Consider the following 17,242-nt stretch of genomic DNA (forward strand, 5'->3'; position numbering starts at 1 on the left):
TCGTCGGGACGAAGGTCTACGACGACATGAAGTCGTACCAGCCCGGCGGCGGCACGCACGCCATGGAGCCGTGGAACAACTCCAACACGCTCCTCGGCACCTACCGGGGCGCGATCGGCGTGAAGACCGGCTCCGGGCCGGAGGCGAAGTTCTGCCTGGTGTTCGCGGCCACGCGCGGCTCCCGGACGGTCGTGGGCACGATCCTCGCGGACACCTCACGGGACCAGCGCTTCAAGGACGCGGTGAAGATCCTCGACTACGGCTTCGCCCAGCGCGGCTGAGCCCCGCCGGGGGGACCACCAGGGCCTCCCGGCAAGCCCGGGCCCCCGGCCGGCGGGCGACCGGGGGGGGCGCGGGGTGCGGGGTGCGGGGTCCGGGATCCGGGGTCCGGGGTCCGGCGGGTGTCGCCGCGGACGGTTACGACAGCTGGGACTGGACCTGGGCGGCGATCAGTTCCAGGTGGTCCAGGTCGTCCAGGTCCAGCACCTGGAGGTAGATCCGCCGGGTGCCGATCGCGGCGTACCGGCCGATCTTGTCGACGACCTCGGCCGGGGAACCCGCCAGGCCGTTGGCCTTCAGCTCGTCCACCTCGCGGCCGATCGCGGCGGCCCGCCGGGCCACCTCCCGGTCGTCCTTGCCGACGCAGACCACGAGCGCGTTGGAGTACGTCAGGTCGTCCGCGTCCCGGCCCGCCTCCACCGCGGCGGCCCGCACCCGGCCGAACTGCCGCTCGCTGTCCTCGACCGAGGCGAACGGGATGTTGAACTCGTCGGCGTACCGGGCGGCGAGCCGCGGGGTACGGGTCGCGCCGTGGCCGCCGATGAGCACCGGGACCTTCCGCTGGGCGGGCTTGGGCAGCGCCGGCGAGCCGGTGAGGTCGTAGTAGGTGCCGTGGAAGTCGAAGGTCTTGCCGGCCTCGGTCGCCCACAGCCCGGTGACGATCGCGAGCTGCTCCTCCAGCCGCGCGAACTTCTCCTTCGGGAACGGGATGCCGTACGCCTTGTGCTCCTCCTCGAACCAGCCCGCGCCAAGGCCGAGTTCGACCCGGCCGCCGGACATCTGGTCGACCTGGGCGACCTGGATGGCGAGCACGCCGGGCAGTCGGAAGGTGCCGGCGGTCATCAGCGTGCCGAGCCGGATGCGCTTGGTCTCGCGGGCGAGGCCGGCCAGGGTGATCCAGGCGTCCGTCGGGCCGGGCAGGCCGTCCGCGCCGCCCATGCGGAGGTAGTGGTCGGAACGGAAGAAGGCGTCGAAGCCCAGGTCCTCGGTGGCCTTGGCCACGGTGAGCAGGGTGTCGTAGGAAGCCCCCTGCTGGGGCTCCGTGAAGATTCGAAGGTCCATACACCCATCCTGCACGGCGCGCACCGCGTCAACCGTGCGAGCACCGCCCGGCGCGGCCGTCCCCGGACGGGTGAACATCCCGCACCCCGGCCCGGCCCGGAGGAGCAGATGACGGCCCTGGCCGCGGCCCTTCACACGCCGGACGGGCTGTCCTGGGCGTCCTTGGGCAGCATCTCCTCCCGTGCCGCCAGCTTGCGCAGCATCTCCAGGACGCGGTCGCGGGACTCGTCGGCCGCGTCGATCGCCTCCATGCACTGCCAGTACGTCGTCTCGTCGGCCGCGGCGCTGGCCATGCCGACCAGGGCCATGCCGACCTCGCCGAGCAGGCCGCCGAGGCAGAGCAGGGTCTCGCGGGCGTCGTCCAGCCGGGTGAGCTGGGCGGCGCGCAGATCGCCGGGGTCGAGTTCGGGCGGGTCCAGCACCCCGCACCCCCGGCCCGCCAGCTCGGTCAGTCCGAGCGCCTCGCCGCGCAGTTCCGGCGGGCCGGAGACTGCGAGCCGGCTGCCGATCGCCTGTGCCAGGGCCTGGGCCTGCCAGACCTCCGCCATCATCCCCGCCGCGTCGGCGCCCCTTGCCAGGGCCCGCCTGCTCGTGAGGATGAGCCGTACCGCATCCATACGATGCCCCCGTCCGTCCGCCGCGCGGTCACGCACGGCCACCCGAACTCCCTTGTCCACTACCCAGAGTGAGGGTCCATGGGGCGAAAAGCCAGAGCTAGACGGAAATTTGTGGACAACAATTCGGATTCGACGGGCGATTCGACTACGCAGGGTGACAAGGCAGTTCAGGCGTCCGGCTGCTCCTGTCCCGCGCCGGGAAGCGGGAACCGGTGTTCGTTGCGGTCGATCTTGGCCGCCAGGGCGGTCAGCGGGTCGATGCCGAGCGCCTCGCAGAACTGGAGCAGATAGGCCAGGACGTCGGCGACCTCGTCGGTGACACGGTGCGCCGTGCCGGGATCGTCCATCACCCGGGCCGACTCCTCCGGCGTCAGCCACTGGAAGATCTCGACGAGTTCGGACGCCTCCACCGAGAGCGCCGAGGCGAGATTCTTGGGCGTGTGGTAGGGCTGCCAGTTCCGCGCGGCGGCGAACGCGGCCAGCCGGTGCTGGAGCCGGGCCAGGTCAGGGTGTTCCGTCACGCGTTCAGGTGTACCACCGTGATCCCCGGCGTCCCCGCGGCCCAGGAGGCGTCCTGCGCCGCGGCCACGCACCGGATGTGCCCGCGCTCACCCATCCGGGCGGCCGTGCGCAGCACCGCGCCGCGCTGTCGGGGGTCCAGGCCGCGGTCGAAGCCGTCGGCGAGGACGGTGAGGGTCCGCAGCGCGTCGGGCACCTCGCCGGGGGTGTCCACGTCGAGCACGCCCGGCCCGGTCAGCAGGACCAGCGTCAGGGCGAGATAGCGCAGCTCGCCGTCGCCGAGCCGGGCGAGTTCGGTGCGCACCCCGTCTCCGCGGTCGAGCAGCGCCCGTACCGTGCCGTCGGACAGCGGCTCGGCGACCAGGTCGGCCACCGGGCCGGCGCAGCCCGCGCGCAGCGCCTCCACCAGCAGGCCGTGCCGCCGGCCGCACTCCGCTCGGGTGCGCCACAGCACGTCCGCGAGGTTGTCGCAGCCGGGCAGCAGCCGGCCGGAGCCGGTGGGCACGGGAGCGCGCATGTGCTCCGGGCGCGGATCGCAGGGGAAGACGGAGCGCAGGGCGACGACCATCTGCTCGGCCGCGGCGAGCACATGGCGCTGGCCGTCGGTCTTGCCGGCCACCCGCAGCGGCAGCAGGGCCGTACCCAGGCGGTCGTCGGGCAGCGGGGCGCGGGTCACCGGGGCGGAACCCGCGGTGTGCCAGGCGGCCTGGACGGTCCGGCGCCCGGGGTCGCGCAGCGCGGTCTGCAGCAGGACGACCCCGCGCGCGGTCAGCCGCTCCCCCACGATCCGCGGGTACGGTTCGGCCTGGACGGCGATGTCGAGGCGGACCGGCCCCTCGGCGCCGTCGGCCGTGCAGCCGATCCGGAAGCCCCGCCGCCCCTCGGCGTCGGGCCGGGCCCGCTCCGGCACACAGGCGACCGGGTCCGCGAACGCCTCGGCGAGCGGGGCCCCGCCGCCGAGCCGGGCCAGCGCCTCGTACGCGGCGAGCGCGGTCGTCTTGCCGGACCCGCTGGGCCCCGCCAGCACGGTGACCGGCCCCAGCGGGAACCCGGCCCGCCGGTGGCCCGCGAAGGCCGACAGCCGCAACTCGGTGATCCGGGACCGGATGTCGCAGGACGCGGGGACGGGGGCGGCGGGCACGTCGGCCGCCGGCGGCTCGGCGGGCGCTGAGGTCACGGGGGGCGCGGGGGGCACGGAGGGCGCGGGGGGCACGGAGGGCACGGAGGGCACGGAGGGCACGGCCATAGGCGGACCGTAGGACCCCGCCCGCACGGCAAACCGTTTCCGCGCCAGGACGTTCCTACGATCGGGCGACGGCCCGCGTCCCCGCCGGCGCGCCCGGGCGGCCGGCCCCGGGGCCGGCCGTCAGCCGCCGGAGAGGCCCGCGCCCTCCATCAGGCCGCTGACCTCGGTGCCGGGCGGGGTGAGGAGGAAGACGTTCCGGTCGACGCGGTGCATCCCGCTGCCCAGGCCGAAGACCACGCCGGTACTGAAGTCGAGGACACGCTTGGCGACGTCCCCCTCCGCGCTGGACAGGTCCAGCAGCACCGGAACCCCGGCCATCAGCGTCTCGGCGACCTCCCGGGCGTCCGCGAAGACGTTGACCCGCAGCACCACGAACCGGCGCCGGGTCTCGGTCTCGGCATCGGGCAGCGAGCGGTGGCCCACCGCGGACGGCCAGGCGTCCCGGCCCCGCAGCGGCACGACCTGGGCGAGCCCTTCCCACTGTTCATCGGTGACGTCATAGCGGCTCACCGGCTCCCCCCGACCTGACTCGCACTCGTTGCCTGCACCAGCCAATTCTTACGCCAAGTCACCCGTTCGGCCCAACAGCGACACGGTCCGCGACCGATCCGGTGGCTTTTCCTCCGGCTCCCGCCGCAGTCATATATCCGCAATCGCCCGCTTCTTACCGGGCTCATACCCGACTCTTCACCCTCCCTCCGCGCCCCGCTCACTCGGCACCGATAGCGTCCCGTGCCGTGCACTTGGCAGAAACACAGCAGGTGACACCCGGTCGGCGGATGCTGTCGGCGGTGTCCGCCGTACCGGGTAACGCCCCCCAGGCCCCGGACGGCCCCGCACAGTGGCACCGCGTGCTGACCCTCCTCGCCGACGTGAGCCTGTTCATCGGCACCCGGTCGCTGTGGACACAGGCGGTCACGCACCAGCCGGTCCTGGCGGCGGTCATCTCGGTCTGCTACGCCTCGATCCTGGTGTCCGGCGTGCTCGCCCTGACGGTCCGCCGCACCCTGTCGCTGGCCCGCCTGGACCTCGTGGTCCTGGTGACCGCGGTCACCCTCACGCTCTGCGCCTGGACGCTGAACCACGCCGGCGGCGACGAGGCGGCCCTGACCAGCCAGGCTGCGCGGGAACTCGTCGCCGGGCACCCGGTGTACGGGCAGCCCTGGCCCTGGCTCTTCCACGCCCGGGGCGTCGCGCTGACGCCGACCATAGACGGCGGGTACGACCTCACGTACGGCTATCCCCCGCTGGCCCCGCTGCTCACCGCCCCGCTGCTGTGGCTGGACCACGGCGGCGCCCCGGCGACGGCGGCGGCGACGGTGGCGCTCGTCGCGGGCGCGGTGGTGCTGTGGCGGCTGCTGCCGGTGCCGTGGCGTTCGGCGGCGACCATGGTCTGCCTGGGCTTCGGTTTCCTGCCCATGTACGCCCGGCAGGGCTACCCGGCGATCGTCGGCCTGGCGCTGCTGGTGCCGGTCGTGGTGCGCTGGCCCCGGCTCGGCGCCCGCGGCCGGCTGGGCGCGGCCGGGGTCGCCCGGGCCGTGTGCCTCGGCGCCGCGTGCGCGGCCCAGCAACTGCCGTGGTTCCTCGCGCCCTTCCTGCTGGCCGGGATCTACGCCGTGCGGCGCGGCGAGCTGGGCCGGCGGGCGGCGGCCCGGGTGGTGCTGCGGATCGCCGGGACCGCCGTGCTGACCTGGCTGCTGGTGAACGCGTACTTCGCGGTGAGCGAGCCCGGCCCCTGGCTGGAGGGCGTCGCGCTGCCGCTGACCCAGGGCGCGGTGCTGCACGGCCAGGGCCTGGTGGGCGTCTCGCTGTACTTCACGCACGGCAGCGACCGGCTCGACTGGTACGGTCACGCGGGCGTGCTGCTCGCCGCCGCCCTGCTGGCGGTGTTCGTGCTGTTCGTACGGCGGCTCGGGCCGGCCGCGACCGTGCTGCCCTGGTGCGCGTTCTACCTGGCGACCCGGTCCCAGGACGGCTACTACCTGATGATGACCCCGCTGTGGCTGGCGGCGGCGGTCACCGCGCCGCTGCCCGAGTTCGCCCGCGCCTGGCAGCCGCGGCCCCGTCCGCTGACCGGACCGCGCCGCCGGACCGCGCTGGCCGCGGCCGTCGCGCTGCTGCTGGCACCGGCGCTGGTGAGCGCGGCCCTGGCGGCGACCGGGACGCCGCCGCTGCGGATGGACGTCACCGGGACCCGGCACACCTCGGCGCGGACGCTGTCACGGCTGACGCTGCGGGTCACCAACACGGGCGGCACCGCGCTCACCCCGCACTACATGATCACCACCCACCAGGGCATGAACCGGTACTGGTCGCTGGCGCGCGGTCCGGCCACGCTCGCCGCGCACACCACGGCGACCGTGGAGCTGAGGGCCCCGTCGGGCGGTTTCACGGTGCCGGCGAAGAAGAGCGCCCGGCTCCGGCTGCGGGCCTTCACGGGTGACCCCCAGACGCTGTCCACCCGGGACCTGCGCCGCACGGACCTGGGCATCGGGCCACCGCACGGGTGAGACGAGGTGCAGGCGGGAAGGGGCCCGGCCGCCACGGCGGCCGGGCCCCGCGTCGTGCCCGGCCGGTCCGCCCGCGTCCGTCCGGGATGAGTACCCGGGGTGGGCCGCGGCGCGGGTGACGGCGGGCAGGCCGGCCGCGGCGGCGTACTCGCCCCGGCCGGCCGCGACCGGCGCGGGCGAGAGACGGTCGTCGGGCGCGTCGAGCACGGGCTCGTCCCCGGCCGGCCGGGCGGCCGGGCGCGTGGAGCGTCCGGTCGTCCGGGCGGGGCGGACGACCAAGGGCAGCGGAGCCGCAGCCGGAGCTTCCGGTGGCCCGCGCGGAGCCGGAGCGGCGCAGGTCACAACCGCAAGAAGAGAAACCTCACAGCCTCCGCTCCGCCTGGGCCCGAGTCACCTGCCCTAGCATCCGAGCCATGACGGTCCTGCCTGACGACGGGCTCTCACTGGCCGCCGAGTTCCCTGACGCGACACATGAGCAGTGGCAACGCCTGGTCGAGGGCGTACTGCGCAAGTCGGGCAAGGAACTGACCGGCGACGCTGCTGAGGACGCCCTGTCCACGACGCTGGAGGACGGGCTGCGCACCCGGCCCCTGTACACCGCGCGCGACGGCGCGCCCGACCCCGGACTGCCGGGCTTCGCCCCCTTCGTACGGGGCAGCCGCCCGGAGGGCACCCTCCAGGGCGGCTGGGACGTACGGCAGCGGCACACGGCACTCGCCGGCGGCGCGGCGGACGCCGTCCTCACCGACCTGGAGAACGGCGGCACCTCCCTGTGGCTGGTGCTGGGCGAGGGCGGCATCCCGGTCTCCGGGCTGGGCCGCGCCCTCGACGGCGTCTACCTCGACCTGGCGCCGGTCGTGCTGGACGCGGGCCGCGACACCGAGGAGGCCGCCGAGGCGCTCCTCGCGCTGTACGCGGACAAGGGCGTGGCCGCCGGGGCCGTACGCGGCAACCTGGGCGGCGACCCGCTCGGGTACGAGGCCCGCACCGGGACGGCGCTGGACTTCGCGCCGTACGCCGCCCTGGCCGCGCGCTGCGCCGAGCAGTACCCGGGGCTGCGCGCGCTGACCGTGGACGCGCTGCCGTACCACGAGGCCGGCGGCTCGGCGGCGCAGGAACTGGGCGCCTCGCTGGCCACCGGCGTGGCCTACCTGCGGGAGCTGACCGAGGCCGGGCTGGGCGTCGAGGAGGCCGCCGGCCAGCTGGAGTTCCGCTACGCGGCCACCGCCGACCAGTTCCTGACCATCGCCAAGCTGCGCGCCGCGCGCCGGCTGTGGGCGCGGGTTGCCGAGGTGTGCGGGGCGCCGCAGGCCGGTGCACAGGTGCAGCACGTGGTGACCTCGCCGGTGATGATGAGCCGCCGCGACCCGTGGGTGAACATGCTCCGCACGACGGTCGCGACGCTCGCCGCGGGGGTGGGCGGTGCCGACTCCGTGACCGTGCTGCCGTTCGACCACGCGCTGGGCCTGCCCGACGCGTTCGCCCGGCGGATCGCGCGCAACACCTCGACCATCCTGATCGAGGAGTCCCACCTGGCCCGGGTCATCGACCCGGCGGGCGGCTCCTGGTACGTGGAGCGGCTGACGGACGAACTCGCCGAGGCCGCCTGGCAGTTCTTCCGGTCGGTCGAGCGCGACGGCGGCCAGGCGGCGGTGCTGCGCTCCGGCCGGCTGCGCACCGACCTGGCGACGACCTGGGCGGAACGCTCCAAGCGGCTCGCCAAGCGGCGCGAGCCCGTCACCGGCGTCAGCGAGTTCCCGCTGCTGACCGAGAAGCCGGTGGTGCGTGAGCCCGCGCCCGAGCCGCCGTCCGGCGGCCTGCCGCGGGTGCGCCGCGACGAAGCGTACGAGGAGCTGCGCGCCCGCTCCGACGCCCACCTGGCGGCGACCGGCGCCCGGCCCCGGATCTTCCTCGCCACGCTCGGCTCCGCCGCCGAGTACACCGCCCGCGCGAGCTTCGCCGCGAACCTCTTCCAGGCCGGCGGCATCGAACCGGTCACCGAGGGCCGCTTCGAGGACAGCGGCGCGACCGAGGCCGTGCTGTGCTCCAGCGACGCGGTCTACGCCGAACAGGCCGCCGGGGCCGCCGAGTCGCTGCGCGCGGCCGGCGCCCGGCACGTGTTCCTGGCGGGCCGGGGCGAGCACCCCGGCATCGACAGCTACGTCTTCGCGGGCTGCGACGCCGTCGACGTCCTGGCCGCGACCCTCGACCGCATGGGAGTGTCCTGATGGGAATCCCCGACTTCTCCGGCATCGAGCTGGGCGCCCCGGTCACCGACGGCACCGAGGGCGAGTGGCGTGCGGCCCTGGAGCGGGCCGCCGGGGGCGCGGAGCCGGTGTGGGAGACCCCGGAGGGCATCGGGGTCAAGCCGCTGTACACCGGCCGTGACCTGGAGGGCCTGGACTTCCTGGGCACCTACCCGGGCATCGCGCCGTACCTGCGCGGCCCCTACCCGACGATGTACGTCAACCAGCCCTGGACGATCCGCCAGTACGCGGGCTTCTCCACCGCCGAGGAGTCCAACGCGTTCTACCGGCGCAACCTGGCGGCCGGCCAGAAGGGCCTGTCGGTCGCCTTCGACCTGCCCACGCACCGGGGGTACGACAGCGACCACCCGCGGGTGACCGGCGACGTCGGCATGGCGGGCGTGGCCATCGACTCGATCTACGACATGCGCCAGCTGTTCGACGGCATCCCGCTGGACCGGATGACCGTGTCGATGACCATGAACGGCGCCGTGCTGCCGGTGCTGGCGCTGTACATCGTGGCGGCGGAGGAGCAGGGCGTACCGCCCGAGAAGCTGGCCGGGACCATTCAGAACGACATTCTGAAGGAGTTCATGGTCCGCAACACCTACATCTACCCGCCGAAGCCGTCGATGCGGATCATCTCCGACATCTTCGCGTACACCTCGCAGCGGATGCCGCGCTACAACTCCATCTCCATCTCCGGCTACCACATCCAGGAGGCGGGCGCGACGGCCGACCTGGAGCTGGCGTACACGCTCGCCGACGGCGTGGAGTACATCCGGGCCGGGCGGGAGGCGGGGCTGGACGTGGACGCGTTCGCGCCCCGGCTGTCGTTCTTCTGGGCGATCGGCATGAACTTCTTCATGGAGGTCGCCAAGCTGCGCGCGGCGCGCCTGCTGTGGGCGAAGCTGGTGAAGCAGTTCGACCCGAAGAACAGCAAGTCGCTGTCGCTGCGCACCCATTCGCAGACCTCGGGCTGGTCGCTGACCGCGCAGGACGTCTTCAACAACGTCACCCGCACGTGCGTGGAGGCGATGGCGGCGACCCAGGGCCACACCCAGTCGCTGCACACCAACGCCCTCGACGAGGCGCTCGCGCTGCCGACGGACTTCTCGGCGCGCATCGCCCGCAACACCCAACTGCTCATCCAGCAGGAATCGGGCACCACCCGGGTCATCGACCCGTGGGGCGGCAGCGCCTACGTGGAGCGGCTGACCTACGACCTGGCCCGCAAGGCGTGGGCGCACATCCAGGAGGTCGAGCAGGCCGGCGGCATGGCGCAGGCCATCGACGCCGGCATCCCCAAGCTGCGCGTGGAGGAGGCGGCGGCCCGCACCCAGGCCCGCATCGACTCCGGTCGCCAGCCGGTGATCGGCGTCAACAAGTACCGGGTCGACAGCGACGAGCAGATCGAGGTGCTCAAGGTCGACAACTCCTCCGTGCGGGCCCAGCAGATCGAGAAGCTGCGCCGGCTGCGCGAGGAGCGGGACGAGACCGCGTGCCGGGACGCGCTGGACGCGCTCACCCGGGCCGCCGACGGCGACGGCAACCTGCTGGAGCTGGCGGTGCGCGCGGCCCGCGCGAAGGCAACCGTCGGCGAGATCTCCGACGCCCTGGAGAAGGTGTACGGGCGGCACGCGAGCCAGATCCGTACGATTTCCGGTGTGTACCGCAACGAAGCAGGCCAGTCCCCGTCCGTGGACCGTACCCGGGCCCTGGTGGACGCGTTCGAGGAGGCCGAGGGGCGCCGGCCGCGCATCCTGGTCGCCAAGATGGGCCAGGACGGCCACGACCGCGGCCAGAAGGTGATCGCGACCGCCTTCGCCGACCTCGGCTTCGACGTCGACGTCGGCCCGCTGTTCCAGACGCCGGAGGAGGTCGCCCGGCAGGCGGTCGAGGCGGACGTGCACGTGGTCGGGGTGTCCTCGCTGGCCGCCGGTCACCTCACGCTCGTCCCGGCGCTGCGCGAGAAGCTCGCCGAGGAGGGCCGCGAGGACATCATGATCGTGGTCGGCGGTGTCATCCCGCCGCAGGACGTGCCGACGCTGCGGGAGATGGGCGCGGCGGAGGTGTTCCTGCCCGGGACGGTGATCCCGGACGCCGCGTACGACCTGGTGCGGCGGCTGTCGGCCGACCTCGGCCACGAGCTGTAGCCGCGCATGGCCGCGATCGATCTCGACACGTACGTGAAGGGTGTGCTCGACGGGAAGCGGGCCCTGGTGGCCCGCGCCATCACGCTCGTGGAGTCCACCCGGCCACAGCACCGGTCGCTGGCGCAGCAGTTGCTCACCGAGCTGCTGCCGCACAGCGGCCGGGCGCGGCGGATCGGCATCAGCGGGGTGCCCGGTGTCGGCAAGTCGACGTTCATCGACGCCTTCGGCACGATGCTGACCTCGCTGGGCCACCGGGTGGCGGTCCTCGCCGTCGATCCCTCCTCCACCCGCACCGGCGGCTCCATCCTGGGCGACAAGACCCGGATGGAGCGCCTGGCCGTCGACCCGGCGGCCTTCGTCCGGCCCTCCCCCAGCGCGGGCACGCTGGGCGGGGTCGCCAAGGCCACCCGGGAGTCGATGGTGGTGATGGAGGCGGCCGGTTACGACGTGATCCTGGTGGAGACCGTCGGCGTCGGCCAGTCGGAGACGACGGTCGCCGAGATGGTGGACTCCTTCCTGCTGCTCACCCTGGCCCGCACCGGCGACCAGCTCCAGGGCATCAAGAAGGGCGTCCTGGAGCTGGCCGACGTGATCGCCGTCAACAAGGCGGACGGCCCGCACGAGCGCGACGCCCGGGCCGCCGCGCGCGAACTGGCGGGCGCGCTGCGCCTGATGCACGGCAAGGACGCCTTCTGGACGCCGCCGGTGCTGCACTGCAGCGCCCGCGAGTCGACCGGCCTCGACACGGTCTGGGAGCGCCTGGAACAGCACCGCGCGCTGCTCGACTCGACCGGCCGGCTGGCCGCCAAGCGGCGGGACCAGCAGGTCGGCTGGACGTGGGCGATGGTCCGCGACGAACTCCTCGGGCGCCTGCACTCCGACCCCGCGGTCCGTGCGACCGCCCCCGGCCTGGAGCGCGAGGTCAGGGAGGGCCGGCTGACGGCGACCCTGGCGGCGGAACGCATCCTCGCGGCCTTCGAGGGCCGCACGCCGCCTTCACCCGCGGGCTGAGCGGGGCGCGTTGAGGGCCTCGGGGACGCTCTCGCCGCCGAGGGTCCGCAGGAGCGCGCGGACGACGTCCGTCGCCGCGCGCTCCTGGGCCTCCCTGGTGCTGGCGCCCAGGTGCGGTGTCACCGTCACGTTGTCGAGTCCCAGGAGGGGCGAGTCGGTGCACGGCTCGTCCTCGAAGACGTCCAGCGCGGCGCCCGCCAGCCGGGACTCCCGCAGGGCCGTGTGCAGGGCCGCCTCGTCCACGATTCCGCCGCGGGCCACGTTGGCGAGGTAGGCGGTGGGCTTGACCAGGCGGAGTTCGGCCTCCCCGATCAGGCCGACGGTGTCCGGCGTCCGCGGTACGTGGACGGTGATGAAGTCGGAGCGGGACAGCAGTTCCTCCAGCGGGACGAGCTTGAGGCCGTGCTGGTCCGCCGTCTCCGGTGTGGCGTAGGGGTCGTGGCCGAGGACCGTCATGTCGAAGGCGGTCATGCGGCGCGCCACGGCCAGGCCGATGCGGCCGAGCCCGACGATCCCGAGGGTCTTGCCCGCGAGTTCGGTGCCGACGTGGGTGCCGCGCCGCCACACGCCGGACTTCAGCTCCCGGCCGGCTGCCTGGATGTCGCGGGCGGCCGCCAGCAGCAGCCCGCAGGTCAGTTCGGCGGCGCTGACGACGTTGGCGGCGGGGGCGTTGACCACGACGACGCCGGCCGCGGTGGCGGCGGCGACGTCGATGTTGTCGACCCCCACCCCCGCCCGGCCGACGACGGCGAGCCGGGGGGCCGCCGCGAGGACCTCGGCGTCCACGGTGGTGGCGCTGCGCACCAGGAGGGCGTCGGCCTCGGCCACCGCGGCCAGGAGCCGCACGCGGTCGGCGCCGTCGCAGTGGCGCACTTCGAACCCGGGGCCGAGGCCCTCCAGGGCGGTCGCCGGCAAGGGGTCGGCGACCAGGACGACACGGGACGTCATCGGAAATCTCCTCTGGCGGGTGGGGGTTGCGGGGCGGGGCGGGGGACCCGGGGCGGTACGGGGGTGCCGGGGCGGTACGGGGGTGCCGTGCGTCCGGGGTGACCGGAGAGCCGGGACCGCGGTGGCCGGCGCGGGTCACCCCGGTGTGCCGCGGCTCAGCTCTCGACCGCCATCACGATGCCGAAGGCGATCATGACCGTGCCCGCGGTGGCGTCGACGTTGCGGCGGACCGAGCGGCGCTTCATCCAGTTGCGCAGGCCGTGCGCGCCGAGGCTGATCAGGCCGTACCAGATCACTGCCTCGACCGCGTTGACGCCGGCCAGCGCGGTGCCCATCAGCGCGGGGGACACGCCGGACGGGATGAACTGCGGGATCGTGGCGCCGTAGAAGACACCGACCTTGGGGTTGGCCAGGTTGTTGAGCATGCCGCGGCCGAAGGAGCGCCACAGCGAGGCGGACTCCGGTTCCAGCTCGGTGTCCTTCTCCTGTCCCGAGCCGATGGCCCGGGCCGAGCGCCACAGTCCGATGCCCAGCCAGACCATGTAGGCGGCGCCGACTATGCGGAACACGGTGTACGCGGTCTCGGAGGCGGCCAGCAGCGCGCCGATGCCCACCGCGATGGCAGCGCCCCAGATGACGGCGCCGACGCCGACACCCACTCCGGTGACGAACCCGTGGAGCCGCCCGCGCGCCACGGTGTTGCGGATGACCAGCGCGGTGTCCACGCCCGGCATGATCACCAGCAGGGCCGACACCAGGGCGAACGAGACGAGTGACTGAAGAACCGACACGCTTACACTCCTGACTTCTCGGCCGTGATGTCGGCCAGGGGGATTCCGTCGCGCGTGAGGCCGCGCAGCCAGTTGCGGTACAAGAGCCGCCCGTGATCCTGCCAGTTCTCCACCGGGGCCGCCGAAGGATCGTCGTCCGGGAAGTAGTTGACCGGGAGGGCGATGTCCGCGCCCTTGGCCTGGTCGCGGCGGAACTGCCGCAGCAGCGTGTCGGTGTCGTACTCCGGGTGCCCGGAGACGTACAGCTCCCGGCCGTCCCGGCCGACGGCGATGTGCACCCCGGACTCGGGCGACTCCACCAGGATCCGCAGTTCCGCGGTCTCCTCGAAGTCGGCGCGGAGGTTCTCGGTGTGGCGCGACTGGGGCACCGTCACGACCGGTGCGAAGTCCGCGAGGAGCGGGGAGGAGGGGTCGGTGAGCGTGTTCGGGAAGTTCCCGAAGAGCTTGGCGGGCAGCTCGTGCTTGGGGATGCCGTACCGGTGGTACAGCGCGGCCTGGGCGCCCCAGCAGACGTACTGGGCGGAGGTGACGTGCTCCTCGGCCCAGTCCATGATGCCGCGCAGCTCCTCCCAGTACGTCACCTGCTCGAAGGGCAGGAGCTCCACGGCGGCGCCGGTGACGATCAGGGCGTCGAACCGTCGGTCGGCGACGTCCTCGTGCGTCCGGTAGTGCTCCTTCAGGTACGCCTCGGGTGTGCTCCTGGAGATGTGGTCGCGGGGGCGCAGCAGGGTGACGCGGACGGGGAGTCCGGCGCCGGACAGCAGGCGCAGCAGCTGGGTCTCGGTGACCGGCTTGTCCGGCATCAGGTTGAGGACGGCGAGTTCGACCGCCGGGGTCGCGGTGGCGGCGTCGCGGGGCTCGACGGTGACCGTGATGCCTTCGTCGGCGAGCTGGTCGACGGCGTCGATCCGGGTGGGGACGATGAGGGTCACTGTGCGGGGCTCCTGGAGGTGTCGGGCTCGGCGGCGGCGAGTTCGGCCAGTGCGGCGGTGACGCACCGGTCGGCGTCCGCCAGCGCGCGGTTGCGGCCGCCGGGCGAGGGCACGTAGTGGTTGTAGAAGGTGGCCCCCTCGCAGAGCGGGCCGAGGACGCGGACCTTCCGGTCGGGCCGGCCGTCGGCGGCGACGGGATGCTGGTCCGCCGTGATGTCGACGCCGCGGCTGCTGCGCGCGCCGGGGCGGTGCCGGCGGATGCGTCCGCCGGCCAGGAGGTCCGCCAGCAGCGGGCTGCCGGTCGCCTCCACGTCGGGCTGGCCCGAGGTGGCGTACGCCAGCCAGTCGGCCGGTGCGCCGTGGCCGGTGCCCAGGCGGGTGGAGGAGATCCGCCACGCCCTCCCGTCCCACTCGACGCGCGGCGCGGGCCCGAAGGGCACGCTGACGACGCCGGCCTCCAGCAGGGCGAGCAGTTCCTCGTGCCGGTCGAGCTGCGGGCCGGTCACCGAGCGGTTGAGGGTGGCGGTGAAGGAGCCGTAGAACTCGTCGTGGGAGTCCTCGTCCAGGCCGCCGAAGTCGACGGCGTGGCGGATGACGTCGCGCAGGTCGCGCAGGACCTCCAGGCCGGCCTTGACGGGGCTGCCGCCGAGGCCGAGCCGTGCCTCCACGAGGTCCGACCGCAGCCGCTCCTCGTACCACTTCTGGTAGGCGTCGCTGGAGTCGAACTCGGCGCTGTCGGGGAACAGCTGCTCCTGCGGGTCGAAGTGGCCGAACCGGTCGGCGTGTTCCCGGTCCAGGGCCCGCAGGTCGTCCTCCACGGTCCCGGCGTCCGCCGCGGCGCGCAGGCGCTCCGTCAGGGCGTGCTCGGCGTCGGTTCCCCGGGCGAGGGCGGCGGCGCGGCGGTGGAAGGCGATGCGCATCTCGGTGCGGATCAGCGGGAGCAGGTCGCCGTGCAGGCTCAGGGGGCGGTCGTCCCCGGCGGACCGGAGGCGGTCCAGGGCCCCGGGGGTGAACACCACCGGCCGGTACGGTCCGCCGGTGCGGTTGGCGGCGGGCCGGGCCCGGAAGGGGATTCCGGTGCGGGAGAACAGCAGGATGCGCGGTTCCCGTCCGCTGGGCAGGTAGCGCAGGCCCTCGTCGGCCGCCTCGTACCGGCCGCCCCGGCCGAGGGTGAGGGAGGCGAGGACGTCCATGGCCGACAGCCCGGTGCCGCCGAGGGCGACGGTCTGGCCGGCGGTGACGTCCGCGAAGGCCGCGGCGGGCGGGTAGATGCCGTGGACCCGGCGGTGCCCGCCCGGCGCCCCGGGGTCGGGGGCGGCCGGCGGGGTGTGGCCGGTGGTGAGGAAGACGGTGTCCACCCGCAGGGTCTCGCCGGTGTCCAGGGTGATGCGCCGGGAGTCGTCGGGGCCGGCGGACAGGCCGGTCGCCGTGGCGCGGTGGAACCGTATCTCCACGTGCTCGGGGACCCGGTCGAGCAGGCGCCGCAGGAACCAGGCGAGGTACTCGCCGAGCACCCGCCGGGGCAGGTAGTCGTCGGGCCGTACCGGCCGGCCCTCGTCGCCGAGGGTGTAGCCGTCCTCGCCCACCTTCAGACCCCGGTCCGTCACCCAGGTGTACAGGTCGGGACCCCGGTCGCCGATGACCTCGCCGACCGTGGCCTCGTCGGGGAAGAGACTCACCTGTGCGGCGACGGTGTTGAGGAGCAGGTGGTCGGGCTGGTCCACGGCGTGGATGCCGATGCCGGTGCCGTCCGGGTCGACCACCTCGACCACGAGCCGGCGGCCCGTCCAGTCGGGCCGCGCGGCGTGGGTGACGAGGCGTTCCAGGACGCCGATGCCGCGTGAGCCCAGGCCGATGATGCCGACGGTGGCCGGGGCCGGCGTCCGCTGCGAGAAGGGGGAGGTCGTCACCACCGCTCGGTCTCCCCGAAGAAGTCGGCGATGGCGGTGACGCGGCCGGACGCGGCGGCGACACGGTGCACTTCGAGGCCCACGGCGAGGTCCAGGACGCCCAGCCCGAAGGGCGAGAAGACGACCGGCTTGTCCGTGCCGACCGTGACCTCTGCGTTGATCACCTCGGCGAGGGTGCCGGTGATGAAGTCCCGGTTGCCGTACTTCTGTTCGGCCAGGTGCGGGGAGGTGTTGGCCTTGAGGCAGTGGTCGACGTCGTCCAGCACGTTGGAGGAGCCGGCGATGATCTCGGGGCCGATGTCGCGCAGGGAGATGTTCAGGACGATCTGCCCGGGCGCGAAGGCGTCGGGGTCGAGGACGTACGGCTCCCCGGCCGTGGTCGCGAAGACGACGACGTCGGCGCCGGACACGGCCTCCTGCAGGGTCGCCGCGTAGGACGCCGGGTACGCCAGCCGCTCGGCGGCGTGGGCCGCCAGGGCGGTGCCGTACTCCTCGCTCAGGTCGTGCACCGCGACCTGCCCGAACGTCCACTCCTCGGCGTGGAAGAACTCCAGGATGTTGCGGGCGATGATGCCCGCGCCCACCACCGCGAGCCGGCCGCCCTTGCGCCCGCCGGAGAGGACGTCCGCCGCCAGGACGGCCGAGGCGGCGGTGCGGGCGGCGCTGATCTGCGAGGCCTCCAGCAGGGCGAACGGGTAGCCGGTCCCGGCGTCGTTCAGCACGAGCGTGGCCGAGGCGCGGGGGATGCCGCGCTCGATGTTGGCCGGGAAGCTCGCTATCCACTTGATGCCGGCGACCTCGCGCTCGCCGTCCAGGTAGGCGGGCAGGGCGATGATCCGGTCCGCCGGCTTCTCGGGGAAGCGGAGGAAGTAGCTGTCCGGGTTCACCGAACGCCCGGCGTGGTGGGCCAGGTAGGTGTCGCGCACGACCCGGACGATGTCCCGGCGGCTGTCGCGGACGATGTCCCGGACGGTGCGGCCGTTGACGACATCGAATTCGAACATGGTGACTCCTT

13 protein-coding genes and 2 pseudogenes are annotated in these 17,242 nt (G+C 73.9%); 5 read left to right on the top strand and 10 right to left on the bottom strand.

Annotation, left to right across the window (positions count from 1 at the left end; genetic code table 11):
- Window positions 1–281: pseudogene (locus tag IE312_RS41370) on the top strand (D-alanyl-D-alanine carboxypeptidase); the annotation flags it as partial.
- Between the two features lie 136 nt (window positions 282–417).
- Here the strand turns inward: IE312_RS41370 and IE312_RS22510 are convergent.
- The 5 genes from IE312_RS22510 to IE312_RS22530 form a co-directional block, all read right to left on the bottom strand.
- Entirely contained in the window at window positions 418–1,341 is a 924-nt protein-coding gene (locus IE312_RS22510; RefSeq protein ID WP_189984154.1) for an LLM class F420-dependent oxidoreductase, read from the bottom strand.
- Between the two features lie 131 nt (window positions 1,342–1,472).
- The gene (locus IE312_RS22515; RefSeq protein WP_189984185.1) at window positions 1,473–1,958 is read right to left on the bottom strand and encodes a DUF6099 family protein; all 486 of its coding nucleotides are present in this window, start codon (window positions 1,956–1,958) and stop codon (window positions 1,473–1,475) included.
- Window positions 1,959–2,125: 167 nt separating this feature from the next.
- The gene (locus IE312_RS22520; RefSeq protein WP_189984155.1) at window positions 2,126–2,479 is read right to left on the bottom strand and encodes a nucleotide pyrophosphohydrolase; all 354 of its coding nucleotides are present in this window, start codon (window positions 2,477–2,479) and stop codon (window positions 2,126–2,128) included.
- Entirely contained in the window at window positions 2,476–3,723 is a 1,248-nt protein-coding gene (locus tag IE312_RS22525) for an AAA family ATPase (RefSeq protein WP_189984156.1), read from the bottom strand. The genes IE312_RS22520 and IE312_RS22525 overlap by 4 nt, the downstream gene beginning before the upstream one ends.
- A gap of 120 nt (window positions 3,724–3,843) precedes the next feature.
- A complete protein-coding gene (locus tag IE312_RS22530; protein ID WP_189984157.1) occupies window positions 3,844–4,233 on the bottom strand; it encodes a cell division protein SepF in 390 nt (129 codons plus the stop codon).
- A 269-nt stretch (window positions 4,234–4,502) separates the two neighbouring features.
- On the opposite strand from IE312_RS22530, the gene IE312_RS22535 reads away from it, so the two are divergent.
- From IE312_RS22535 to meaB, 4 genes are all read left to right on the top strand, one after another.
- On the top strand, window positions 4,503–6,233 hold the full coding sequence (locus IE312_RS22535) for a hypothetical protein (RefSeq protein WP_189984186.1): 1,731 nt from the start codon (window positions 4,503–4,505) through the stop codon (window positions 6,231–6,233).
- A gap of 413 nt (window positions 6,234–6,646) precedes the next feature.
- On the top strand, window positions 6,647–8,461 hold the full coding sequence (locus IE312_RS22540; RefSeq protein WP_189984158.1) for a methylmalonyl-CoA mutase family protein: 1,815 nt from the start codon (window positions 6,647–6,649) through the stop codon (window positions 8,459–8,461).
- Window positions 8,461–10,635 carry a methylmalonyl-CoA mutase gene (gene scpA, locus IE312_RS22545; RefSeq protein WP_189984159.1) on the top strand — a complete coding sequence of 725 codons (2,175 nt, stop codon included), beginning with the start codon at window positions 8,461–8,463 and terminating at the stop codon, window positions 10,633–10,635. Before IE312_RS22540 ends, scpA begins: the two co-directional genes overlap by 1 nt.
- A gap of 6 nt (window positions 10,636–10,641) precedes the next feature.
- On the top strand, window positions 10,642–11,646 hold the full coding sequence (meaB, locus tag IE312_RS22550; protein WP_189984160.1) for a methylmalonyl Co-A mutase-associated GTPase MeaB: 1,005 nt from the start codon (window positions 10,642–10,644) through the stop codon (window positions 11,644–11,646).
- A 9-nt stretch (window positions 11,647–11,655) separates the two neighbouring features.
- Here meaB and IE312_RS22555 read toward each other — a convergent pair.
- The 5 genes and pseudogenes from IE312_RS22555 to sbnB form a co-directional block, all read right to left on the bottom strand.
- Window positions 11,656–12,594, bottom strand: a pseudogene (locus IE312_RS22555) (hydroxyacid dehydrogenase); the annotation flags it as partial.
- A gap of 155 nt (window positions 12,595–12,749) precedes the next feature.
- Window positions 12,750–13,385, bottom strand: coding sequence for a LysE family translocator (locus IE312_RS22560; protein WP_189984162.1), 636 nt, complete (start codon window positions 13,383–13,385; stop codon window positions 12,750–12,752).
- Window positions 13,386–13,387: 2 nt separating this feature from the next.
- Window positions 13,388–14,317 carry a homoserine O-succinyltransferase gene (locus IE312_RS22565; protein ID WP_189984163.1) on the bottom strand — a complete coding sequence of 310 codons (930 nt, stop codon included), beginning with the start codon at window positions 14,315–14,317 and terminating at the stop codon, window positions 13,388–13,390.
- Complete coding sequence (locus tag IE312_RS22570; protein ID WP_189984164.1) at window positions 14,314–16,227, bottom strand: FAD/NAD(P)-binding protein; 1,914 nt, start codon at window positions 16,225–16,227, stop codon at window positions 14,314–14,316. Before IE312_RS22570 ends, IE312_RS22565 begins: the two co-directional genes overlap by 4 nt.
- Window positions 16,224–17,231: a 2,3-diaminopropionate biosynthesis protein SbnB gene (gene sbnB, locus IE312_RS22575; RefSeq protein ID WP_189984165.1), complete on the bottom strand. Its 1,008-nt coding sequence runs from the start codon at window positions 17,229–17,231 to the stop codon at window positions 16,224–16,226. The genes IE312_RS22570 and sbnB overlap by 4 nt, the downstream gene beginning before the upstream one ends.
- Window positions 17,232–17,242 lie beyond the last annotated feature (11 nt).

The sequence above is a fragment of the Streptomyces capoamus genome, assembly GCF_014654935.1.
GTDB classification, from domain to species: Bacteria; Actinomycetota; Actinomycetes; order Streptomycetales; family Streptomycetaceae; genus Streptomyces; species Streptomyces capoamus.